At 42.7% G+C, this 21,214-nt stretch carries 25 protein-coding genes and 1 riboswitch; of the genes, 6 read left to right on the forward strand and 19 right to left on the reverse strand.

Annotated features, from left to right (window positions below; translation table 11 throughout):
• Window positions 1-30 precede the first annotated feature (30 nt).
• The 3 genes from isdC to FED51_RS16750 form a co-directional block, all read right to left on the reverse strand.
• Window positions 31-696 carry a heme uptake protein IsdC gene (gene isdC / locus FED51_RS16740; protein WP_083445464.1) on the reverse strand — a complete coding sequence of 222 codons (666 nt, stop codon included), beginning with the start codon at window positions 694-696 and terminating at the stop codon, window positions 31-33.
• 408 nt (window positions 697-1,104) lie between these two features.
• Window positions 1,105-2,304 carry a methionine adenosyltransferase gene (gene metK, locus FED51_RS16745; protein WP_053430454.1) on the reverse strand — a complete coding sequence of 400 codons (1,200 nt, stop codon included), beginning with the start codon at window positions 2,302-2,304 and terminating at the stop codon, window positions 1,105-1,107.
• Between the two features lie 154 nt (window positions 2,305-2,458).
• Window positions 2,459-2,571, reverse strand: a riboswitch (SAM riboswitch).
• Window positions 2,572-2,684: 113 nt separating this feature from the next.
• A complete protein-coding gene (locus FED51_RS16750) occupies window positions 2,685-3,041 on the reverse strand; it encodes a hypothetical protein (protein WP_053430453.1) in 357 nt (118 codons plus the stop codon).
• Between the two features lie 248 nt (window positions 3,042-3,289).
• Here FED51_RS16750 and pckA point away from each other — a divergent pair, with 248 nt between their 5' ends.
• On the forward strand, window positions 3,290-4,873 hold the full coding sequence (gene pckA / locus FED51_RS16755) for a phosphoenolpyruvate carboxykinase (ATP) (protein ID WP_053430452.1): 1,584 nt from the start codon (window positions 3,290-3,292) through the stop codon (window positions 4,871-4,873).
• 255 nt (window positions 4,874-5,128) lie between these two features.
• On the opposite strand, the gene FED51_RS16760 is transcribed toward pckA, so the two are convergent.
• Complete coding sequence (locus FED51_RS16760) at window positions 5,129-5,653, reverse strand: GrpB family protein (RefSeq protein ID WP_053430451.1); 525 nt, start codon at window positions 5,651-5,653, stop codon at window positions 5,129-5,131.
• A 334-nt stretch (window positions 5,654-5,987) separates the two neighbouring features.
• Window positions 5,988-6,311, reverse strand: coding sequence for a winged helix-turn-helix transcriptional regulator (locus tag FED51_RS16765; RefSeq protein WP_053430450.1), 324 nt, complete (start codon window positions 6,309-6,311; stop codon window positions 5,988-5,990).
• 147 nt (window positions 6,312-6,458) lie between these two features.
• Between FED51_RS16765 and FED51_RS16770 the strand changes: the two genes are divergently transcribed.
• The gene (locus tag FED51_RS16770) at window positions 6,459-6,926 is read left to right on the forward strand and encodes a DoxX family protein (RefSeq protein WP_233443845.1); all 468 of its coding nucleotides are present in this window, start codon (window positions 6,459-6,461) and stop codon (window positions 6,924-6,926) included.
• On the forward strand, window positions 6,877-7,737 hold the full coding sequence (locus FED51_RS16775; protein WP_010899446.1) for a VOC family protein: 861 nt from the start codon (window positions 6,877-6,879) through the stop codon (window positions 7,735-7,737). Before FED51_RS16770 ends, FED51_RS16775 begins: the two co-directional genes overlap by 50 nt.
• A 33-nt stretch (window positions 7,738-7,770) precedes the next feature.
• On the opposite strand, the gene FED51_RS16780 is transcribed toward FED51_RS16775, so the two are convergent.
• The 12 genes from FED51_RS16780 to FED51_RS16830 all read right to left on the reverse strand — a co-directional run bounded on the left by FED51_RS16780 (window position 7,771) and on the right by FED51_RS16830 (window position 17,334).
• Window positions 7,771-8,568: an alpha/beta hydrolase family protein gene (locus FED51_RS16780; protein WP_233443846.1), complete on the reverse strand. Its 798-nt coding sequence runs from the start codon at window positions 8,566-8,568 to the stop codon at window positions 7,771-7,773.
• 97 nt (window positions 8,569-8,665) lie between these two features.
• The gene (locus FED51_RS16785) at window positions 8,666-9,430 is read right to left on the reverse strand and encodes a MerR family transcriptional regulator (RefSeq protein WP_053430448.1); all 765 of its coding nucleotides are present in this window, start codon (window positions 9,428-9,430) and stop codon (window positions 8,666-8,668) included.
• A gap of 102 nt (window positions 9,431-9,532) precedes the next feature.
• Entirely contained in the window at window positions 9,533-10,006 is a 474-nt protein-coding gene (gene ytkD / locus FED51_RS16790) for an RNA deprotection pyrophosphohydrolase (protein ID WP_053430447.1), read from the reverse strand.
• A gap of 69 nt (window positions 10,007-10,075) precedes the next feature.
• Window positions 10,076-11,287 (reverse strand): bacillibactin exporter BcbE, encoded by a 1,212-nt coding sequence (locus FED51_RS16795; protein ID WP_053430446.1) that lies wholly within the window; start codon window positions 11,285-11,287, stop codon window positions 10,076-10,078.
• 140 nt (window positions 11,288-11,427) lie between these two features.
• The gene (locus FED51_RS16800; RefSeq protein WP_010899451.1) at window positions 11,428-11,916 is read right to left on the reverse strand and encodes a YwpF-like family protein; all 489 of its coding nucleotides are present in this window, start codon (window positions 11,914-11,916) and stop codon (window positions 11,428-11,430) included.
• 343 nt (window positions 11,917-12,259) lie between these two features.
• The gene (locus FED51_RS21205; protein ID WP_010899452.1) at window positions 12,260-12,403 is read right to left on the reverse strand and encodes a hypothetical protein; all 144 of its coding nucleotides are present in this window, start codon (window positions 12,401-12,403) and stop codon (window positions 12,260-12,262) included.
• Window positions 12,404-12,516: 113 nt separating this feature from the next.
• Window positions 12,517-12,663, reverse strand: coding sequence for a sporulation histidine kinase inhibitor Sda (locus tag FED51_RS16805; protein WP_010899453.1), 147 nt, complete (start codon window positions 12,661-12,663; stop codon window positions 12,517-12,519).
• 55 nt (window positions 12,664-12,718) lie between these two features.
• Window positions 12,719-13,909: a MalY/PatB family protein gene (locus tag FED51_RS16810; protein WP_328018150.1), complete on the reverse strand. Its 1,191-nt coding sequence runs from the start codon at window positions 13,907-13,909 to the stop codon at window positions 12,719-12,721.
• 91 nt (window positions 13,910-14,000) lie between these two features.
• Window positions 14,001-14,975: a 2-hydroxyacid dehydrogenase gene (locus tag FED51_RS16815; RefSeq protein ID WP_053431925.1), complete on the reverse strand. Its 975-nt coding sequence runs from the start codon at window positions 14,973-14,975 to the stop codon at window positions 14,001-14,003.
• Between the two features lie 112 nt (window positions 14,976-15,087).
• Window positions 15,088-15,414, reverse strand: coding sequence for an SCP2 sterol-binding domain-containing protein (locus FED51_RS16820; protein WP_053430444.1), 327 nt, complete (start codon window positions 15,412-15,414; stop codon window positions 15,088-15,090).
• 113 nt (window positions 15,415-15,527) lie between these two features.
• Window positions 15,528-16,955 (reverse strand): NAD-dependent succinate-semialdehyde dehydrogenase, encoded by a 1,428-nt coding sequence (locus FED51_RS16825; protein ID WP_053430443.1) that lies wholly within the window; start codon window positions 16,953-16,955, stop codon window positions 15,528-15,530.
• 91 nt (window positions 16,956-17,046) lie between these two features.
• Window positions 17,047-17,334, reverse strand: coding sequence for a hypothetical protein (locus FED51_RS16830; RefSeq protein WP_041820830.1), 288 nt, complete (start codon window positions 17,332-17,334; stop codon window positions 17,047-17,049).
• Between the two features lie 164 nt (window positions 17,335-17,498).
• On the opposite strand from FED51_RS16830, the gene FED51_RS16835 reads away from it, so the two are divergent.
• The 3 genes from FED51_RS16835 to bshB2 all read left to right on the forward strand — a co-directional run bounded on the left by FED51_RS16835 (window position 17,499) and on the right by bshB2 (window position 19,106).
• On the forward strand, window positions 17,499-17,813 hold the full coding sequence (locus tag FED51_RS16835; RefSeq protein ID WP_010899459.1) for a DUF3817 domain-containing protein: 315 nt from the start codon (window positions 17,499-17,501) through the stop codon (window positions 17,811-17,813).
• A gap of 248 nt (window positions 17,814-18,061) precedes the next feature.
• Entirely contained in the window at window positions 18,062-18,409 is a 348-nt protein-coding gene (locus FED51_RS16840) for a YojF family protein (protein ID WP_010899460.1), read from the forward strand.
• A 13-nt stretch (window positions 18,410-18,422) separates the two neighbouring features.
• Window positions 18,423-19,106 (forward strand): bacillithiol biosynthesis deacetylase BshB2, encoded by a 684-nt coding sequence (gene bshB2, locus FED51_RS16845; protein ID WP_053430442.1) that lies wholly within the window; start codon window positions 18,423-18,425, stop codon window positions 19,104-19,106.
• A 99-nt stretch (window positions 19,107-19,205) separates the two neighbouring features.
• Here bshB2 and ssuE read toward each other — a convergent pair whose 3' ends face one another.
• Window positions 19,206-19,742, reverse strand: coding sequence for an NADPH-dependent FMN reductase (ssuE, locus tag FED51_RS16850; protein ID WP_053430441.1), 537 nt, complete (start codon window positions 19,740-19,742; stop codon window positions 19,206-19,208).
• Window positions 19,743-19,958: 216 nt separating this feature from the next.
• Entirely contained in the window at window positions 19,959-20,894 is a 936-nt protein-coding gene (locus FED51_RS21615; protein ID WP_053430440.1) for a peptidoglycan-binding protein, read from the reverse strand.
• Window positions 20,895-21,214 lie beyond the last annotated feature (320 nt).

Raw genomic sequence — 21,214 nt, forward strand, 5'->3', positions numbered from 1 at the left:
TTTCCCCTTTCTCCCTTGGATTTCATAACTCTATTGGCTTTGCCATTTGAAACGCGTAAAGATGAGAGCGGATAAAGCTACGACCAACACTGCACCCCACAACACAATATCGGTATCCCCTGTTTGCGGATTATCTGTTTTCTTCGTATCAGTCGTATCGTTTTTGTTGCTGTCTTTAGTAGATGTTCCGTTTTCTTCCTGTTTTTCGTCATTTGTGCTTGCTACATTTACTTCTTGGATACTGCTCGTATCAAAGGAAAGACGAATCGTATAATCATGGTCATAGTCGATATCTTCCACCGTCACGTGAATCTTTGACTCTAACGGAGTTGATAGATCTGAAATTGGAAATTCAACGACCCGCTTATCCGCTGCTTCGTCCGTACTGACAACCGTTACATCACGGAAGCCACCATTGCTCGGCACTTTAAATTCTGTTACCCATGAACTATGGTTAATCGTCATTTGCATGGTCATGTTGCCACCGTTAACCGTCAAGCGCGCAGGTTTTTCCCAATAATCATTCGCCATTGAAGCCGAATCGTTATCGGCATGCAGAACCGTATATTGGATTGTGTATGTACCATCCGCCAGATTCTGCGCATGGGCACCGCTCGAAAGTAGTGTCCATGAAATAAAGCTAGTAACTAAAAAAACGGATAAAAACCATTGAAACCTTGATAAAATCCCCTTCATTGCCTTTCTCCTTTCAATCAATGAAAAAATAATTGATGAAATTGATTATTATTCTCACTCAATCGCAAAAAAATAAAACGATCGGTGTCGAACACAGGTGATAAATAAGTGAACATGATAATCATTCTCACCTGATACTTTAAAAAAAGCGCCCTTCCCCATATTTTATTGTTTAAATCCTTTGATATCATCACCCCCATGGCAACGATCACCTTTATGTGTCATGTTTTGGTACGAATTAATAGTAGCTCACAATGATAATCATTGTCAATTAGGAAGTGCGTTTTTTTCTTTCTTTTTACACAGTTTTTGATCGATTTGAAGAAAACTAGTGTTCACAATTGCTTTCCTTCCCTTCTTCATAAAAGAAAAAAGATGACTCCACTCATCATGAAGTCATCTTCTCCCCTACGCTTGTTGGCGTAAAATTTCAGCTTTATCTGTTTGCTCCCACGGCAACTCAACATCGGTTCGCCCAAAGTGACCGTATGCCGCTGTTTGTTTGTAGATTGGACGACGAAGATCTAACATTTTAATAATCCCCGCTGGGCGAAGGTCAAAGTGTTCCCGTACAAGCTCTACTAAACGTGCCTCTGACACTTGACCAGTTCCAAATGTATCAATCGAAATCGACACTGGCTTGGCAACCCCGATCGCATAAGCTAACTGGACTTCACACTTGTCAGCTAAACCAGCGGCTACAATATTTTTTGCTACATATCGAGCCGCATATGCTCCAGAACGGTCGACTTTCGTTGGGTCCTTTCCAGAAAACGCACCACCGCCGTGACGAGCATATCCACCATACGTATCAACGATAATTTTACGTCCCGTTAAACCAGCATCTCCCTGAGGGCCACCGATCACAAACCGGCCTGTTGGGTTAATAAAGTATTTCGTTTCTTCATCGATCAGCTCTTCTGGGACAACCGAACGAATGACATGCTGTTTTAGGTCGCTTTCAATTTGCTCCAGCGTCACTTCCGGATGGTGTTGTGTTGAAATCACAATGGTATCAATGCGAACAGGCTGATCGTTTTCATCGTACTCAACTGTGACTTGCGTTTTTCCGTCTGGACGTAAGTATGGAAGGATTTCATCTTTCCGTGCCTCTGATAAACGGCGAGCTAGTTTATGACTTAAAGAAATAGGTAGTGGCATGAGTTCAGGCGTTTCATTGTTCGCATAACCGAACATCAACCCTTGATCACCTGCGCCAATCGCTTCAATCTCAGCATCGGTCATTTGACCTTCACGGGCTTCAAGCGCTTGGTTAACACCTTGAGCAATATCTGGTGATTGTTCATCGATTGACGTTAACACCGCGCACGTCTCCGAATCAAAGCCATATTTTGCACGAGTGTATCCTATATTTCTAATGGTGTCACGTACGACTTTAGGAATATCGACGTATGTGCTCGTCGTAATTTCTCCAGCAACGAGAACCAAACCAGTCGTAACAGATGTTTCACATGCCACACGAGCGTTCGGATCTTCCTTTAAAATTTCGTCAAGAATGGAATCAGAAATTTGGTCACAAATTTTATCAGGATGTCCTTCTGTAACAGACTCTGATGTAAATAAGCGACGACTTCTTGTATCTGCCATTTACGAATATCCTCCCTTAAGCACACCCTTACCAACGGCAGGCTGCGCAAAACATGATACGGCACTCATTCTCCACAGCACACTTGCAAAAGTATAAAAATGAGGAAAACCCTTTTCCATTATGAGGAAAAGGGTTAATTAACATACCTTTCGCCTCTTATCTTTCAAGGCAACGCCTTGCAGGTTAGCACCTTTTCACCTTTGTTTAACAGGTGTTGGTTGCTGGGGTTTCTTCGGGCCTGTCCCTCCACCAACTCTGGATAAGAGTATCCGTTCGCGACATATCATAACGTAGATTGGGCACTGTGTCAATATGGTAATCATTGTTTATTAAAATGTTCATTCTTTTGTCTTGTTATTCATGACGAAAAAATGGTCAACTATTCTTTTCGAGTTTGCTGTGAATTTTCTTCTTCTGAATGGAGACGGTCCTCACGACTCTTATGCTCTTCCATCTCTTGCCGGATTTCTTCTCGCATTTGCAGTCGTAATAATTCATTTGCATTATCCCTCGGTTTTACTTGGCTGTACACCCCGCTAGCAGTTAACCCGATGATTAGTGCAATAATGACCTGCTCTCCCCATTCTTTCGGCAAAAACCAAAGAACCGAAGCAATTGCAACAGCAAGCAGCGAACGATAATTTTTATCCATATTCACCGCATTGCCGACGACGGTCACAAGGGCTGCCACCACCGCGGCTATTGTTGCAATGTCGAGAATAAATACATCCTGCATGCTAAAAGCCTCCTTAAGCCGATGCTTCTGTATCGTATGCATCTCTCACTTAAAGGGGAACCTTTTAGGAAAACTTAGCTAAAGCTAAGCCTTAATGGCAGAACATTACTTCCCTTAAGATGTATAGCTAATTTTATTTAAAAAGTGTCACATTTATCATTTTTTAATAATAGTATAGACTATTAATTTAAATGTGTTATACTAAATAAAAATCATGACATTCTTTTTAGGAAGAGGGGTCTGCTTGCATGAATACGATATCAACTACAACACGTCTTGAACAATTGCTGGGCGACCAGCACGTCTTAAAAAATGCACCAGCTTCTACTTTAGTGGAGAAATCATTGCTTCGTGGCGAAGGAAGGCTGACTGATACTGGTGCGTTAACAGTAGCTACAGGGGCTTATACAGGACGCTCACCAAAAGATAAATTTATCGTGGATGAGACTTCTGTCCATGAAAAAATCGAATGGGGACAAGTCAACCAAGCCATTGAAAAGGAAACGTTTCTACATTTATACGAAAAAGTTCTTACGTACTTAGCTGATAAAGATGAATTGTTTGAATTTCGCGGTTTTGCAGGGGCTGACAAGACGTATCGTCTTCCCCTTCAAGTCGTAAACGAATTTGCATGGCACAATTTATTCGCTCAACAGCTGTTCATTCAGCCAACAACTGAAGAGTTAACGCAACATACACCTGAGTTTACAATCGTCTCAGCGCCAGGTTTTAAAGCTGATCCGTCGGTAGATGGCACACGATCGGAAGCATTTGTGATCATCTCGTTTGAAGAGCGTATCGTCCTCATTGGTGGAACGGAATACGCAGGAGAAATGAAAAAGTCGATTTTTTCTGTTATGAACTACCTCCTTCCAAAGCAAGATGTCTTATCGATGCATTGTTCAGCCAATGTTGGGGTAGAAGGTGATGTCGCTCTATTTTTCGGGTTGTCGGGTACAGGAAAAACAACCCTATCAGCTGATCCAAACCGCAAACTCATCGGTGATGATGAGCATGGCTGGTCGGAGCGTGGCGTTTTTAACATTGAAGGCGGCTGCTACGCCAAATGTGTTAACCTATCCTACGAAAAAGAACCGCAAATTTGGAATGCGATCCGCTTTGGCTCCGTTCTTGAAAATGTCATCGTTGACGAAAAAACAGGGCTACCGGATTACAACGATACATCGTTAACCGAAAATACACGGGCAGCTTATTCTCTTGAAGCGATTCCAAACAGTGTGATCCCAAGCGTCGCAGGTCATCCGAACACGATTATTTTTTTGACGGCTGATGCCTTTGGCGTGCTGCCTCCAATAAGCAAACTTACTCCTGAACAAGCGATGTACCATTTCTTATCAGGATACACGAGCAAGCTTGCTGGAACGGAACGAGGGGTCACGTCACCTGAAGCGACATTCTCCACTTGCTTTGGGGCACCGTTTTTACCATTACCAGCAGCTCGATATGCGGAGATGCTAGGGGAGAAAATAGCCCAATACGAAGTTCAAGTGTTCCTCGTCAATACCGGTTGGTCAGGAGGACCTTACGGTGTCGGTCAACGCATGAAGCTCAGCTACACACGGGCGATGGTTCAAGCAGCTCTTCAAGGGGAATTAAATACGGTTGAAACGATCACCGATTCGGTATTTGGCCTGCATATCCCAACGCGTTGTCCTGGGGTACCAGACTTTGTCCTCCAGCCTCGAAACACATGGGACGACAAAGAAAAGTATGACAAAAAAGCACAGGAGCTCGCAAAGCAATTTATCGAAAATTTTAAACGGTTCACGAACGTAAGTGAAGCGATTCAAAAAGCAGGACCAAGTATTTAGCCATTACAGAATGACCTCGGCAAACATTAGTTGCCGAGGTCATTCAAGCGAAACGACAGGTCCTTCTATTCCAGAACCATGTTGACAGCTAAAACCTTGTCCTTAAAAGGGATTGGCTCTAATGGTTTCTTTTAATGCTCTATATTTCTTTCATTCATCCTATTAAAAATAACTAGGCTTTGTTTATAAAAAATGAATAAAAACTTGCATATTTTCAGACTTGATTATTTTCATCTGTCTGTTGAAGAAGAAACTTTATAATTTACTTAGTATACCATCAACAAACTTCTTCTTTTCATCGGTGTATAAACGTTCATCATTAGGATATTTTAATGCCAACCTCTTTTTTAATGTTTCGTATTCTCTTGCTTTTTCTGGATTCTCATTAAGATAATCTCTAAAAGAGGTATGCTCTTTCCACCAAGTACCGTTATGTTCAACTATGTGCATTATATGTGTCTTCGTTAGGTTTTCTAAGTTAGAGAATTTAGCAAAAACTACTTTTCCTTCAAGACGTACTCTCCGCAAATGGTAATATCCACTTTCTTTTAATCTCTCTTTATCGAATTTCTCAACTTCATTTAAAGATTCCACTCCAACGAGTATGTCGATGATAGGTTTTGCATTAATACCTTCAATAGCTGTACTTCCGAAATGCTGAATGTCCTTGATGTTTTCTCCAATGATGGATTCTAACATTTCTTTCTCTTCAACAAATAGTTCTTTCCATTTTGGCGAATAAGCTACCAACTTTACTTTTCCTTTATTTACTCCTAACATTAAAGCCCCTCCCTAATAACGGAATATGATGTTTGTTGAATGATAAGTGGAAACAAAGGAAATCAAGGTTAGCGTGGCAGATAGGGTGCATGTTAGTAACGGAAATCTAGAAGGCTTTTTTATCCTTGTTTTTCTAATTTATTATGATGTTGAAATAACGTTACATTTTAAATCGATTGTATATGATAAACCGTGAAATTTCAAAGTATGGCAATTATTAATTTTTATTTTTTTTAAAAGGTAATACCACCTGTCGGTCATTTGACAGGTGGTTTTTATATAAAAGCAAAGCGTATAGCGGTAATGTTCATCTATAAGACAGTCAAAGGAGTGTTTATGAGGGCTCCTCTACATCTAGCCATTCTTGAGACCATGCTTCGACTTTTTTTAAGACCGGTTCCAGCGCTAAACCTTTTTCCGTTAAGGAATATTCAATCCGAACAGGCGTCTCCGGATATACGTCACGTTTAACAATCCCGTGCTGCTCCAAATCCTTCAATCTTTCGGAAAGCACTCGACCGCTTATCGGAAGAGACGACTCAATTGACCTGAAGCGCTGTGGCCCTGATAGTAATTGATAAATGATCAAGCCCGTCCACCGTTGACTTAGAATCGTAATCGCTTTTTCAAATCGCGGACACAAGTTCGACTGATTCATTTTAACTCACCTCTACTGTTATCTTATCCCATACTAAAGCTGATTACAAATTTAACGAAATGTACTTGACGTCATTTAATTATGATTATATACTTACTTACATAAAGTAATTAATTAACTTTAATTTCATAGGAGGAATACAATCATATGCTAACAAAAGAAGAAATCGGCGTACTACTTTTACGTTTATTTTTAGGAGTCACATTTTTCATTCACGGTCTCGTGAAATTTCAAGACGGGATCGGTCAGACGGTAGGATTTTTTGATAGCATCGGAATTCCTGGCTTTCTTGCCTATGTGGTAGCAATTGTAGAGCTTGTCGGGGGATTAGCCGTTCTATTAGGTGTTGGGACAAAATATGTTTCCATTTTATTCGCTATCATTATGGTTGGCGCGATTGCGACGGTCAAATGGCCTGCAGGATTCTTAGGTGGATATGAACTAGATGTTGCCTTGCTCGCCATTTCTGTTTATTTTGCACTCGCAAAAACGGCTCCTTTAGCATTGGATAACATTCTTTTTACATCCAAAAAATTAGCAAAAAAAAAGACTGGAGGCACTTATGATGGAGTTCCACCGTCAGCCAAACACCTTTGTCGATCTAGTGAACATTAAGGTAAGTGATTTATCACGTGCGTTAACGTTTTATCAAGAAATCATTGGCTTTCAAGTGTTAGAGCGCTCGGAGCGATCGGCTACCCTTACAGCAAACGGTCGTACGCCTCTTTTAGTTATAGAGCAACCAGATCCGGTGATTGCAAAACAACCACGAACCACAGGACTTTATCACTTTGCCCTATTATTGCCGAGCCGTGCTGATTTAGGGAGATTTCTTAACCATTTGCTACAATCAGGGTACCCATTGCAAGGGGCATCTGACCACCTTGTGAGCGAAGCGATTTATTTTGCTGATCCGGATGGGAATGGAGTTGAAGTGTATGCCGATCGGCCGTCTTCATCATGGGATTGGAGCAACGGGGAAGTCAAGATGAGTACCGAACCAATCCATGCGGAGAACTTACTAGCCGAAGGCAAAGATGAGCCTTGGACGGCACTCCCCCCTGAAACAATCTTGGGGCATATTCATCTCCACGTGGCAAATTTGTTCGAGGCTGAAACTTTTTACATTGAAGGATTAGGGTTTAACGTTGTTGCCCGATTAGGGAATCAAGCTTTGTTCATTTCGACCGGCAACTATCATCACCATATAGGCTTAAACACGTGGAACGGTGTAGGTGCCCCTACGCCTCCTGAACATAGCGTTGGCCTGAAGTGGTTTTCACTTACGTATCCGAGTGAAGAGGTTAGGGCAAAAACGGTCAATCGACTAGAAACGATCGGGTTTCAAGTCGAACGGAAGCATGGTGAAGAATGGGTGATCGATCCTTCAGGCAATCATATTCGTCTACTTGTAGATGCCTCCTAATCATTTTCTTATTTAAAGCAACGAGACCTCTTGTTAAGAAGGTCTCGTTGGTTGTGTATTATGCTGCTTCATCCAATTCGCGGCTTTCGTCAATATTTTTCGATGTTCTTGGGCGGGAAATTGATGCGAGTATGCTGGGAAATACCAAGCTTCATACGGCTTCCCTTCTTCTATTAGCCGTGCTTCCAACCGTCTCGCATGCTCAAACGATACATGCTCGTCTAACTTCCCGTGAACAATTAATACAGGAGCAGTGATAAGAGCGATTTCATGTAACGGTGTTCGCGCCGCATAAGCAGCGGGCTTTTTCCCAGGGGTACCGCCAATGACACGTTTCATCATCCGCCTTAAATCAACCCGCTCCTCATACGTAAGAACCATATCAGATACACCATTCCATGTTGTGACAGAGGCTACCGGTCGGTAAATGCCACAAAGGAGAGCCATCACTCCGCCACGAGAAAAACCGAAAACATGAATTTGTGACGGGATCACATTCGGATGTTCTGCTAGCAGGTCAAACGCAGCAAAGGCATCTTCTCGATCCACTCCAGCAAAGTCCTCCTGACCTTCCCCACCCCAATTTCCTCGATAAAAAGGAGCGACGACAATAAACCCTTCCATTGCCCACTGAATCATACGTGCTGGTCGAACCATCCCGACTCGCTTAATCCCCCCTCGTAAATACAACAAACCAGGCAGTGGTTCTTCTGTCTTTGGCTCTGCCATATATCCTTTTACAATTAGTCCTCCCACCTCATACGAAATAAGGGATAGACGGATATGGGGACTGGGAGACGGAACGAACTGCTTTTTGAGTAACTTTGTCAATGGTGTCGTCCTTTCCTCAATTATATTCACTGTTATCATACAAAATTTTTTTCAACCTTCCAAACCATTCACCTAATCGTTTGCTTCTTGTTGTCGTTCAATGCTCTTCCTCACCTTCCATCACCTTTGCCAAGACAGTGCCAATATACTCTAATTCTTCGTCTGTAAACGGCATAAAGACTGAAGCAGAAAGAGCCTCTTCGTCTAACACATCTTGATTTTTCATCATTTCATGAAAGATGTTCATTCCTAGAGATCGCTGAATCATCTCAATCAATTGATGGCCCGTCTCGACTACTTTTTCATGCTCAGGCGGTAATTTTTGATGAAACATTGTTTTCAAGACGGTACATAACTGATAAAACTGTTGTTCAAATTCAAACCGTTTCGTTTCATCCATCTCTTCAAGAAACATTTTTTTGATGATCTCTTCTGAAAAATATTCACGAAAAAGCTGCTTCTGGTCTTGTTCATAAAGAAGTGAATGAATAAAAGCTAAATAAAAAGTCTCATCGATGGACTCTTCGATTTTTGATAACTTTAACATCCGTTCAAGACATTTAATTAAGTGATTGAGATGATCTCGTTTACATTGTAGCAATTGCTGTTGCTTTTGAAATGTTTCGTGAATGGAATATTCCTCTTTCATCATCTTTTTAATTTCAGACAATGAAAAATCGAGTGATTTCAAGGTTAAAATGCGTTGCAATGGGATAAGATCTTTCATCTGATAGTAGCGATGATCGCTCTGTTTATCCCGTTGCGGCTTTAATAGCCCTTTCTGATCATAGTAACGAAGCGTACGTTCCGTCACGCCTGTTAATTTAGCAAATTCTCCAACGGTATAGGTTTTCTCACTCATACGTACGTTCCTCCTTTCACCCTCCACCTTACTTGTTGACGTAACGTCAAGGGCAAGACCTTTTATTTAGAACATTTTATAGAAAGATGAAAAAAGCACCTGTTAAAACAGCTGCTTTCGTTTTAAGTAATCTAGTGTTTTTCTTAGCACAAGGTCTTTCATAATAAAGCTGAAGGAGGGATCTTTTTCGATCGCTTCTGGTAGCTCAGCTATCTTTACCGGACCGTTTGTTTCATAGTAAGAGTTCCGGTTGCTAAGGACTTGCACGTCCGCAGCATAAATGTTTTTTACGATCCGCTCGCTAGGAAGGGTCACCTCATACTGACCGAGAAAAGTAAGAGAACGAACGGTCGCTCCCGTCTCTTCTTTTACTTCTCGTATAGCCGCGGCTTCTGGTGTTTCTCCATGTTCGACTTTTCCGCCTGGGAACTCCAATCCACGTTTTTTATGATTCGTTAGTAACCATTGACCATCCATGTGACAGATGACCCAAACGTGTCGGGGATTTATCGAAAAAGGAGTCGAATCAAAGGCAAGCCGTACGGGATAACCGTAATAATCGTTGAATACGTCCATGAGACACGCTCCTTGCGTCTAAGTAGCTGTCTATAAGTATAGCGAATTCGTTTAGATTTGACTATTCCCTTAGCTCCATGTAGGCTTGACCCCTTCCTCCGGCCGAATCGCCCATAAAATGAGAAGCATCGTAAGAAAAGCAGTGATCGCATTGACCATAAATGTGATACTATGGGATGTTTTCATGAGTAAGGCAAAAAGCGGCGGGCCAAACGCAACACCAACAAATCGCATGCTGTTGTATAAGGAAGTGATCGTTCCCCTCTGTTCTTTGTGAATTCCTTCTGTCACGAGAGCATCCAGACTAGGAAGCGTCATCCCGATTCCGATTCCGCTAATAAAAAGCCCTGCGAGCAATACATAGATACTCTCAGAAAAAATAATCCACGCGGTCGATGCGGTTAGTAATGCTAAACCTAACACGCTCATCCATTTCATCTTCGCTTTATCCTCTTCAATCCAGCGCCCTGTTGCCAGCGACGCTATACAAAGAGCGGCCAACGGAATTGCTAAAACAATCCCCTTTTTGACACCTTCAATTTGATAGCGCTCTTCCAGCATCGTCGACAAATAAAAAAGAATGCCAAATAAGAAAAACATGCAAATACAGCCGACAACAAACACTGCGTACAACCAGCGACCTTCTCGCTTAAAAATCGTTTTAATCGTTTGAATAAACGTCTGAAAAGGAACAGGCTCCTTCGTCTCTTTTTCCGTTTTCACAAGAAAGAGCATAAGTAAAATAGAGAACAGGCAAAAAAGAGGAATCGCCCAAAACGGAAGATACCATACAATCGTCGCTAAATATGCGCCTAAAATCGGGCTTAATACTTTTCCCAATGTATTTGATGTTTCAATAATTCCGAGCCCTCGGCTGACTTCTTTTTCTTGTTGAAACAAGTCACCGACTAACGGCATGACGATTGGGGCAGCCCCTGCAGCACCGATTCCTTGCAACAGTCTTCCGACAAGGATCATCGTATAAGGCGAAGAAGACTTCCATGCAGCAAAGCCAGAGATAACACCTCCGATTGCAGCAAGGATTAAACTCGGAATAATGACCTTCTTTCGCCCGATGATGTCTGACAAATAACCAGCGATAGGAATGAAGATAATGGCGACGACTGAGTAAACTGTGATCAACAAGCTCACTTGCAATGAGCTTATGTCGAGCTCACGTTCTATGATAGGAAGCACGGGGATCAACATGGAGTTACCGAGCGTCATCACAAGAGGAATTGAAGCTAATGACATAAGCGCCCATGTTTTCTTGTCCTTCATCAACTGCTCTCCTCTTTTCCGTTGTTTCATAATCACTACATCGTTAGTATGGGGGCATTAAAGCGTTCTATGCATGATTAGTAAAAGTGCAAAAGCGTCCATTCCTTTTAAAATGGACGCTGACGTTTTTGTCTACAAAATCATAACCGATAGTGATCGCTCTCTTTTAAGGAACGGTACAATCCGTTTGACACGATATTCGATTGGGTCTGTTGAGAGCCTTGTCTTGTTTTAAATTCATCAATTAATTCCTGGCCCATATACCCTTCATCGATGAGCTCTTTTAACATATGCTCGACGACGTCTTCTTTTTGCAGTAATAACTTCCCTTCTAAAAGAACGCTCACTTGCTCTTTTAATGGTGTCATTTTCCGGACATGGGTGATCATCGTGGCCGGATAGTTGTTCTTACTCGTAATCACAACTTCAACGATGACATCCCGATCCTGCTGTTTGATTTCTTGGAAAAAGGCCGCTTGCTCTTGTGACATAACCGCATCGATGAGCCACATTTTTTTCTTGTTTTCCATGTTAATAATGAGCCCATCTTCAATGGATACGTCCACATGTTTAATCTCATCGCCCTCTTCTTTCCATACATGAAGCGAATAAAGCTTAAACGTTTTCATGGAAGCCCTCCTTTTCGTTACTCCAATTAAACCATATGTCCACAATCCCTGTCCAAAAAATTCGGCTTATTTTACGTCCGCCATGCCCTCATGCTAAATCGTAACAAAGCTTAAAGCAACAAAAGCAAGAGGATTCCCGGTGAGCTTAGCGAACCGCTAATGACTGAACGTAGACCACTATATGAGAAAGCCTTCGCCCTGCGCTAAATACCTTCGTTTATTTTTCTTAAAGTGTCAGCAACTCTTAATGGCGAGAACGACCGTTTTCCTTTATGAGAAGTTAACGTTTTTAAAGTGAAAAAAAGAGCTCATCTTCGTTTAGGAAAATGAGCTTAGCTTTTTATCACGAACTTTTTTGCGAAAATTGTAGTTCTAATTGACGTTCCGATATCCATTGTATGAGTTCCAGCTCTTTGTTTGTCAGCTCACGATCAAGTTTACTTTGACACTCGTCCACTAAACTCTTTGTTAGTTCTTGCCTCATCATGATCATGTCTCCTTTTAACCTGACTTGCTAAGACAAATGAACATCGCGCGAATTTCTTAAATAAAGATTCGTGATCTACTGCTGAAAACCCTTTCTTGTATAAAGAATTTTTTTTATATTCTTACAATTCCCTCTTCCTGAAAAGGCAAACATCTACGTACCATTTCGTTCATTAATAATTCAATGAAATCTTGCTTTAAATTAAGCTCTTTAGCCCGAACGTAAGCTTCAATCAATACATCATCATGAATGTTATCCATTCTTACCTTTCCTCCACACACATGTAATCAAATAATCTTGTCTCTATACTCCCCTTTACGAGTCAAACGTTAAAGCATCATAGGCTCTTTTTAGTCGACGCATGGCTTCTTCAACCGTTACTCGTGGACAAGCAATATTCATCCGTTCAAACGACTGCCCTTCTACACCGAAAATTTCACCGTGATTCATCGCTACTTTCGCTTCATCTACCAACCATTTCTTTCGTTCACTTGCCGTTAGCCCTAATCGTGAACAATCAATCCACAACAAGTACGTTCCTTCTGGCTCAAGGACGGAAAGTCTTGGCATTGAAGTCTCAAGCGTGTCCTTCACATATAAATAATTGTCCCACACGTATTTCCGTAAAGCTAACAGCCATTCATCGCCTTGGTTATACGCAACTTCCGTGACAAGCTCCGCAAACGAGTTCGACATACCCATAAACCGCTTTTTTAAATATTTTTGCAGTCTAGCTCTGTACTTATCGTTACGAATGACACAATAGGATGTTTGCAGGCCAGCCAAATTGAATGTCTTACTTGGGGCAAGACATGTAAATGTGCGACTCGCGACCTCTGCTGATAATGAAGCAATTGGGATATGTTTCTTCCCTTCAAAGACCAAATCTGCATGAATTTCATCTGATACGAGAAGCAAATCATGTTTCACGCAAAGCTCGGCAATCTTCTCTAATTCTTCTTTCCGCCAAACACGCCCGACTGGATTATGTGGGTTGCATAGAATGAGCATCTTCGCTTTTTCAGAGATGACCGATGATAAATGCTCTAGATCCATCGTATAGGTTTCACCATCAAAACGAAGGGGATTTTTCACGAGCGTCCGCTCATTATTGTTCACTAATTGATAAAATGGGTAATACACTGGGGTTTGGATTACGATTTCGTCTCCTACCGCTGTGAACGCTTCAATGATGTAACTAATCGTCGGCACGACACCTGAAGTGTACACAATATCTGATTCTCGAATCTCCCAATCATAGTGACGTTTCACCCAATGTTTAACGGCTGCGTCAACAGACGGGGAATGAACAGGATAGCCAAAAACCCCATGCTCTACTCGTTCTTTTAACGCATCGATCACAGGCTGTGGTGCACGAAAATCCATATCCGCCACCCACATAGGCAAGAGATCTTCTCCTTGAAATAACTGATCTACAGCGTCCCACTTGGCGGAGGCTGTCTGTTTTCGTTCAATGACTTGATCAAAGACTGTTCGTGAGATCAACAAATTTCCGCTCCTTTCTTCCTAAGATTGAAACAGTCTCAAGGGCAAAACATAACCCCTAACCTATTCAATCTTTTTAAAAGAATCCCTTTTATTTTTCATGTACTTCTGGATTGGCTATATGGGTTAACGATTTTCCTTTGATCCCAAGAAGCAAATTTTCAATGGCTAAGCGCACCATCTCTCGCCTCGTGCCTACTTCGGCGCTACCGATGTGGGGCAATGCCACAACATTCGGCAATTGTACGAGAGGATGATCGGCTGAAATTGGCTCTTTTTCATACACATCAAGACCAGCTCCTGCGATCCACCCTTCCGTCAATGCACGGTATAGGGCGTGTTCATCTACATTTGTTCCTCTTGATGTATTGATGAAGTGAGCGGTCGACTTCATTTTTTGAAATTGCGCTGGCCCCATCATCTTCCACGTTTCATCCGTCGAAGGAGCCAACAAGACGACGTAATCAGATCTGGCTAACAGGTGATCAAGGGAGCAATACGTTGCGCCAAGCTCTTTTTCAGCCTGTTCATTTCGGCTCCGATTATGATAGAGGAGCGTCATATTGAAGCCCTTCGCCCGTTTGGCTACCGCTTGGCCAATTCGCCCCATTCCAATGATCCCCAATGTCGTTCCATAAATGGCCTGACCCGTTAACATAAAGGGGCCCCAGCTCTTCCATTGGTCATTTCGCACATAATCGATGCTTTCGCGCAATCGACGACCTGTGGCCATAAGGAGAGCAAACGTTAAATCAGCCGTAGCCTCGGTTAAAACCCCCGGCGTATGTCCAACAGAAACCCCGCGTTTTGTCGCTTCTTTGATGTCAATATTATCGTACCCAACAGCCATCGTACTTACGACTTTAAGTCGTTTCGCCCGCTCAAATGCTTCTACATCAAAACGATCCGTTAAATTCGTAAATACACCGTCGGCTTCTTCAAGCTCTTTTAAAAAAAGCTCCCGCGGCATCGGAATATTTTCTTCCGTCCACATGCGAATGTCATGCTCATCTTTGAGCGGTTCAATCCACTCTGGATCAAGAGCACGTGTAAACAATAGCCTCACCAATCATCTCCTCCTTCCTCATTATTGTAGTACAAAATAGCCTCTACGTCAGAATGAGCGCTCGCACAAAAAAACCCCTCTTTCACTAAAAGGGAAAGAGGGTGTCCTATGATTAGGAGTATTTTTTTAAGATGTCTTGTAGCTTTAATGCTAGCCCCATTTTCCCGTCTACTTTCAATCCACCAGTCATAAATGCCATGGTCGTATTTAACGACCCCGTGAGTAGCTTTTGAAAATGGTCAGGAGACATCGAAAGAACAAGCTCTGGTTCCAATGGTGTACCTTCACGGACGATCATCTGTCCTTGCTCAAACACTAATTGCATGGGAGACTCACCTGTAATTCTAAATTCAAAAGCACGATCCTTCTCCCCTTGAATATGTATGGGATTGTCATTAACCTTTTCAGCAAGTGCTAGCAGTTGTTCATAAACAGTCATAAAATTCTCCCTTCCCTTTTTTATTTATTGTACCAGAAAAATGAATGAATGTTCATTCTTTTTTCGTGTGTGAGAATTGGCGGTGACATGTCGTCGTACCGCCAATCAATTGACTATAGACCAATAGAGACAAACTTTGTTTCCAGAAATGCCTCAATTCCTTCCTGGCCACCTTCACGCCCAAGTCCGCTTTCCTTCATCCCACCGAACGGTGCTTGAGCTATGGATGGTGCTCCATCGTTCCAACCAACAATCCCAAAATCTAACGCTTCGGATAAGCGAATCCCTCGTGCATAATTTTCTGTAAAGAAATATGCCGCTAGTCCATAGCGTGTTCCATTCGCTTTTTCAATCACGTCTTCGTCTGTTGCAAATGTTTGAATGGGCGCCACCGGACCAAAGGTTTCCTCTTGCATAACGAGCATTTCATCATGAACATCGGTCAAAATGGTTGGGTCATAGAAATAGCTATCGTTTCCTTCTTGTCCTTTCCCCCCAATCACGACACGAGCCCCTTTTGCAACCGCATCGTCTACATGAGCTTTCACTTTTTCATAACCTTTCTTCTCGATGAGTGGCCCGATATGTACTCCCTCTTCTAGACCATTCCCAACCTTGAGCTGTACTACCTTATCGGTTAGCCTCTTAACAAATTCATCTACGATCGTTTCCTGGACGTAAATCCGATTTCCGCAAACGCACGTTTGTCCTGCATTTCGATATTTCGAGGCAACGACACCTGCCACGGCTTTATCAAGGTCGGCATCGTCACAAATGATCATCGGTGCTTGACCACCTAATTCCAAGGACAAATTTAACATTCGTCCAGCACTTTGTTTCATCAACAATTTTCCAACAGCCGTCGATCCGGTGAACGTTAACTTTCGGACATGCTCATGGCTCGTCATTTCTTCCCCTATTTCTTTTGCATCTCCACATACAAGATTGACGACCCCTTTTGGAAACCCAGCCTCTTCACACAGCTCAACTATTTTTACCGCTGTTAGCGGGGTAAGCTCTGCTGGTTTACCGACAAATGTGCAGCCAGCCGCTAATGCAGGAGCCATTTTTCGAACGATCATTGCAGCTGGAAAGTTCCAAGGTGTAATCGCAGCGACGACCCCGACAGGCTGCTTTTGCACGTGAATTCGCTTATTTTCAGCTGAAGCAGGGACTGTCCGTCCGTAGACTCGCTTTCCTTCTTCTGCAAACCAGCGAATGAACGAAGCTGAGTATTCAATCTCACCTCTTGCTTCAGCTAGCGGCTTCCCCATCTCCATCGTTAACATTTCAGCTATCTCTTCTTTTTGTTGTAGCAATAAATCATGCCATGTCATCAAAAAGTTTGCACGCTCTGCGGCCGTGTACTTACGCCATTTAGGAAAAGCGCGCTGGGCTGCTTCAATCGCTGCAGTAGCTTCCGCCTTTCCTCCGTTCGGCATTACCCCGACAACCTCACCGGTTGCTGGGTTCTTCACGTCAAATGTGTCTAAAAGATCACCAGTCCACGTCCCATCAATATATAGCTTTCCGCGAAACATTCACTCACCCCTTATAGAAGTGTCTTCTTGTTTTCCTTCTCGCTGTCAGTTTCTATTGTAAGCTCCCTCTATCGAATTCACAATGTATCCACTATGCAAATGGAATGACATTCATAAATGTGCAAAAGTCTTGAAACTCCTCTTGATCCCTTATGACATTCGCCATCGCACCTATGTGGGTAAAAGATTGACACGCTTTATGGACAGCGCTCTCTTGGTCGATTGCCTCAAGCGAACAGAGGAGTTCAATGTTTGCCTGAAACCAAGAAAAGCTTTGGGTTTGATAGCCTCTCGCTTCATTCCAAATCACATATTGATAGGCCAATGCTGGAAGTTCTTTTTCTTCCAAAGTCGTTTTTAATGCTTCGATTAATTCCACCCGTTTCATTTCCCCTTCTCTAAATAGCTCTCTCGTATTATATCAATCTCCCGCTTAGCAAACATTCGTAAAATCTTGGAGTCTGTTCACGGAATCGTCATGGAATCTTAAAAAAGAACCCTGCTATACTAGTAACAGTGATTGAATGAAATGGAGTGAATGTGATGTTTTCATCCTCGGTTCAACGTTTCCGCCTCATTGGGTATGCAGAAGGAATCTCGTTTATCTTGCTTTTAGGAATTGCGATGCCATTGAAATATATGTTTGACATCCCTCTAGCTGTGACCATCGTCGGTGCCATCCATGGAGTGCTGTTTATTATCTACGTATTAGCGATTATGTTTATGCACGGTTCCAATCAATGGTGGAAAATCTCTCACTCATTGCTCGCACTTCTCGCTTCTGTTCTCCCATTCGGACCTTTTATTCTCGACAAAAAAATCCTGAAAGCCCACGATGACTCGACATATTCGGCTTAAACTAGGATGACCACCCCCCTCTTGCATAGGGTAGGTGGTTTTTTTGTAAGGCTAATCCCGTAAAGAGATACTTAGCCATAGGCGCTTTATTGGTACAAATGGCACTGTTTCGATATAATGAGAACATCAGAAAAACTCGGCTTCTCGGCAAGTGGCGGAAGCGAGCGTTTTTCTTATACTTTCATCCTGTATAGAAGGTAAACTTTCGTAAAGTGAAAATAACGCAATTGAAGGTAAGGGGGGGTATCGTGGAACCCATTCAAACGCAACAGGTGCAACAGTGGATTGACCAGTTTGCGAAAGAGGACGTATATCTCCATGTGGAAACAACAAATGGTGCTTACGCTTCTCATTTCGATCAAACCTTTTTTTCTGCTGGAGCATTTCTTCGCAATGTGAAAATTCAATATGAGCACGGAAAAATCGTTGGGAACGGCCCGTATCGTGTAGGATTAAAGCTTTCCATCGGTTGGGTGTATACAGAGGGATTAACCCATGCCGAATTGGATACGCAAGGCCGACTTCTTTTAGCAGGTCATGGCCATGATGGGAAGCTTGCCGTTGCCCTTGAAATAAGTAGGACCCCATTTGATTAGGAGAGTGATAGGAATGAATCAGGAGCGTCATGTACTTGTCATTTTCCCCCACCCTGATGATGAAGCCTTCGGCGTTTCGGGAACGATTGCTTTATTTCGCAAGCAAGGGGTTCCCGTCACCTATGCGTGCCTCACACTTGGAGAGATGGGGCGAAACCTTGGCAATCCACCGTTTGCTACAAGGGAGTCGCTGCCCGACATTCGCAAAAAAGAGCTGATCAAATCGGCGGAAGCGATGGGAATTGAAGACTTACGGATGCTCGGATATCGCGACAAAACGATTGAGTTTGAAGACGAAACAAAATTAACCGATATGGTGAGCGACTTAATGGCCGAACTGAACCCAAGCTTGATCATTACGTTTTATCCCGGCTATTCAGTACACCCGGATCATGAAGCGACAGGACGGGCAGTCGTCCGAGCTGTAAGAAGATTAGAGAAAAGCATGCGTCCGAAACTATATGGTGTTGCCTTTTCTAATGGACATCAGGAAGAGCTAGGAGATCCTGATATTGTGTTTGACATTTCTCCTGTAGCCGAGCAGAAAAAAGCAGCGATCCGTGCCCATATTTCACAGACGGCTTGGATGCTAAAAGACATGGAACCGAAGTGGACAGCGCAAGATCCCGAAGCATTAAAATGGTTGCATTTGGAGCAGTTTTACTCCTATCAATGGGAATCGGATCATGTGACATGATGCCCTCTAGAAAGCCATCGTTCTTATACGTTAATCCCTTATAGCTTTTTAAAAGCGAGACCTTTTGTAAAAGGCCTCGCTTCTGTTTGAAAAGAAGCACTATCCTTTCATTGCAGTCATTAAGTCCTTCGTTGCCTTGTCTAGCCGAAGCTTAATTTCTTCCGCGATTCGGAATGTCCCAGCATCTTTATCTTGCCATTCAAGCTGTGTGTCCAAAGCGTACACACCACCTAAAATGTGACGGGCTCCTAATGAATTTAGCACCGGTTTCATTCCATAATCAATCGCTAACAAGTGACCGAATGTTCCACCACTCATCAGCGGCAAAACCGCTTTATTTCGCAAACCATCTTGCGGTAACAAATCTAAATAGGTTTTCAAAATCCCTGTGTAGGAAGCCTTATAGACAGGAGAAGCGACAATCACACCGTCTGCTGCAGCTACCATACTATGGGTACGCTTTAACGGTTCACTTTGAAAATTGACATGAAGTAAATCCTCTGGCGGGAGATCGCGAACATAGATCGTCTCAACGTCAACGCCCGCTCCCCGTAATGCTTTCTCTACATATCGAGTCAAAATTGAGGTTCTTGATGTAATGGCTGGACTTCCAACAATGCTGACGACTTTTTTCATGTTCACCACCACTTTCTTCATTTGTTGTCAAATGTTCCTTTGACTTTGACTCTACTCCCTTATCATACGTCTGTCAAATTCACTAATGCGCTTAACTTGTTAAAAATCCTGAAAGAGCGTTGACTATTTTTACTCTTTCGTTTCTATTTCCTTTTTGATCCGTCATTAAACGTAGCAAAAAGACCCTCCACCCGAAGGGAGAGAGCCTTTATATGATTAATCCAAAATGGTAACTGTTACGTTTTGGCGACCAAAGTTAATCGCATCTTCTTTTGTTGCCATATGCAAATCGATTTTATTTCCTTGAATGCTTCCACCCACATCAGCGGCTACTGCTTCTCCATAGCCTTCTACATGGACCCGCGTACCGAGCGGAATGACAGACGGATCTACAGCAACTACTTTGGCCTCACGATTATTACGTAAATCCATCCCTGTAGCGGTTACGCCTGAGCAGCCTTCACAATCGGCCGTATATGCTGTTGCTTCCATTTCGATGACAGTATCTCCTGATGTGCTTGCGGCCTCCTCTTCATGAGCCACTTGTTCGACTGTTTCCGTTCCTTCTTCTGTTTCCCGCGCTTCTTCACCGGCTGGCTCTGTTGACACTGGTGGTTCTGTCGTAATCTCATCATCTTTCAAGTAAGAATAGAACAACTGTCCAAATGTCTCAGGACCAGCGACCCCATCCACTTGAAGGTCCAGCTTTTCTTGGAACTCGCGAACCGCTTCAGTTGTATCCTCATCATATTGTTGATCCAACGTTCCTTCAAAAAGCTTTAACTCTTCTAGCTTCGCCTTCAAATCGACGACAACTTCATGTTCATCCCCTTCTCGAAGGACGAGAAGCGCTCCGAGAGTTTGCGGCCCAGCAATTCCATCAACGACCAATTCATGGTCCTTTTGAAATTGCTTAACGGCTTCTTCCGTTTCTGTATGGAAAACCCCTTTTTCGAAATCGTCTAAGTATCCTTCTGTTTCTAATAGTTTCTGAAGCTCCGTTACGCTCTCTGATTCTACACCTTCATGCAGTAAGACCGGTCCTTTTTCTGCTGCACTCGAGACGTGAGGCGCAGCAAACAAGACAAAACCTGCTGTAGCGACAGTCACTCCCATTGTTCGTAAAACACTCGATGAACGTTTATTGTTCATGTTGAAAAACCTCCTTTGTGTTTCCACGCTTTGAATCGTATCAGCCTACAACCTACGATTCAATGGAAACAGAGGCGTTTTAAACGAACCCTTATCAATTTGAAACAGTAGTAATGTGAGTGTAATAAAAAACGAGAGAATGAGACAAAAATGCAGGGGTTGTCAGAGACTATCACACAACGATCAACAGTTCTTCACATTGTCAATCGTTGCATCTTTTAGGAGAACGTTGCGCGTTTTTAAGGATTTTTGTTAATAAATCAAGATTATTAGAGGACTTGCTATGATTTAGCACTCTATTATCATATCGAAAACAGGAG

The sequence above is a fragment of the Halalkalibacterium halodurans genome, from assembly GCF_005671335.1.
Classification (GTDB): domain Bacteria; phylum Bacillota; class Bacilli; order Bacillales; family Bacillaceae_D; genus Halalkalibacterium; species Halalkalibacterium halodurans.

Excerpts from the sequence above, each read along its gene's own strand:
- FED51_RS16805 (WP_010899453.1), bottom strand. The coding sequence starts at position 12,663 with ATGGATAACATTCATGATGATGTATTGATTGAAGCTTACGTTCGGGCT.
- FED51_RS16760 (WP_053430451.1), bottom strand. The coding sequence starts at position 5,653 with ATGTTAGGAGTAAATAAAGGAAAAGTAAAGTTGGTAGCTTATTCGCCA.
- FED51_RS16750 (WP_053430453.1), bottom strand. The coding sequence starts at position 3,041 with ATGCAGGATGTATTTATTCTCGACATTGCAACAATAGCCGCGGTGGTG.
- isdC (WP_083445464.1), bottom strand. The coding sequence starts at position 696 with ATGAAGGGGATTTTATCAAGGTTTCAATGGTTTTTATCCGTTTTTTTA.
- FED51_RS16835 (WP_010899459.1), top strand. The coding sequence starts at position 17,499 with ATGTTTTCATCCTCGGTTCAACGTTTCCGCCTCATTGGGTATGCAGAA.
- ytkD (WP_053430447.1), bottom strand. The coding sequence starts at position 10,006 with ATGGACGTATTCAACGATTATTACGGTTATCCCGTACGGCTTGCCTTT.
- bshB2 (WP_053430442.1), top strand. The coding sequence starts at position 18,423 with ATGAATCAGGAGCGTCATGTACTTGTCATTTTCCCCCACCCTGATGAT.
- FED51_RS16795 (WP_053430446.1), bottom strand. The coding sequence starts at position 11,287 with ATGAAGGACAAGAAAACATGGGCGCTTATGTCATTAGCTTCAATTCCT.
- pckA (WP_053430452.1), top strand. The coding sequence starts at position 3,290 with ATGAATACGATATCAACTACAACACGTCTTGAACAATTGCTGGGCGAC.
- FED51_RS21205 (WP_010899452.1), bottom strand. The coding sequence starts at position 12,403 with ATGATGAGGCAAGAACTAACAAAGAGTTTAGTGGACGAGTGTCAAAGT.
- FED51_RS16770 (WP_233443845.1), top strand. The coding sequence starts at position 6,459 with ATGCTAACAAAAGAAGAAATCGGCGTACTACTTTTACGTTTATTTTTA.
- FED51_RS16775 (WP_010899446.1), top strand. The coding sequence starts at position 6,877 with ATGGAGTTCCACCGTCAGCCAAACACCTTTGTCGATCTAGTGAACATT.
- FED51_RS16785 (WP_053430448.1), bottom strand. The coding sequence starts at position 9,430 with ATGAGTGAGAAAACCTATACCGTTGGAGAATTTGCTAAATTAACAGGC.
- FED51_RS16820 (WP_053430444.1), bottom strand. The coding sequence starts at position 15,414 with ATGACTGTTTATGAACAACTGCTAGCACTTGCTGAAAAGGTTAATGAC.
- FED51_RS16800 (WP_010899451.1), bottom strand. The coding sequence starts at position 11,916 with ATGAAAACGTTTAAGCTTTATTCGCTTCATGTATGGAAAGAAGAGGGC.
- metK (WP_053430454.1), bottom strand. The coding sequence starts at position 2,304 with ATGGCAGATACAAGAAGTCGTCGCTTATTTACATCAGAGTCTGTTACA.
- ssuE (WP_053430441.1), bottom strand. The coding sequence starts at position 19,742 with ATGAAAAAAGTCGTCAGCATTGTTGGAAGTCCAGCCATTACATCAAGA.
- FED51_RS21615 (WP_053430440.1), bottom strand. The coding sequence starts at position 20,894 with ATGAACAATAAACGTTCATCGAGTGTTTTACGAACAATGGGAGTGACT.
- FED51_RS16765 (WP_053430450.1), bottom strand. The coding sequence starts at position 6,311 with ATGAATCAGTCGAACTTGTGTCCGCGATTTGAAAAAGCGATTACGATT.
- FED51_RS16825 (WP_053430443.1), bottom strand. The coding sequence starts at position 16,955 with ATGTTTCGCGGAAAGCTATATATTGATGGGACGTGGACTGGTGATCTT.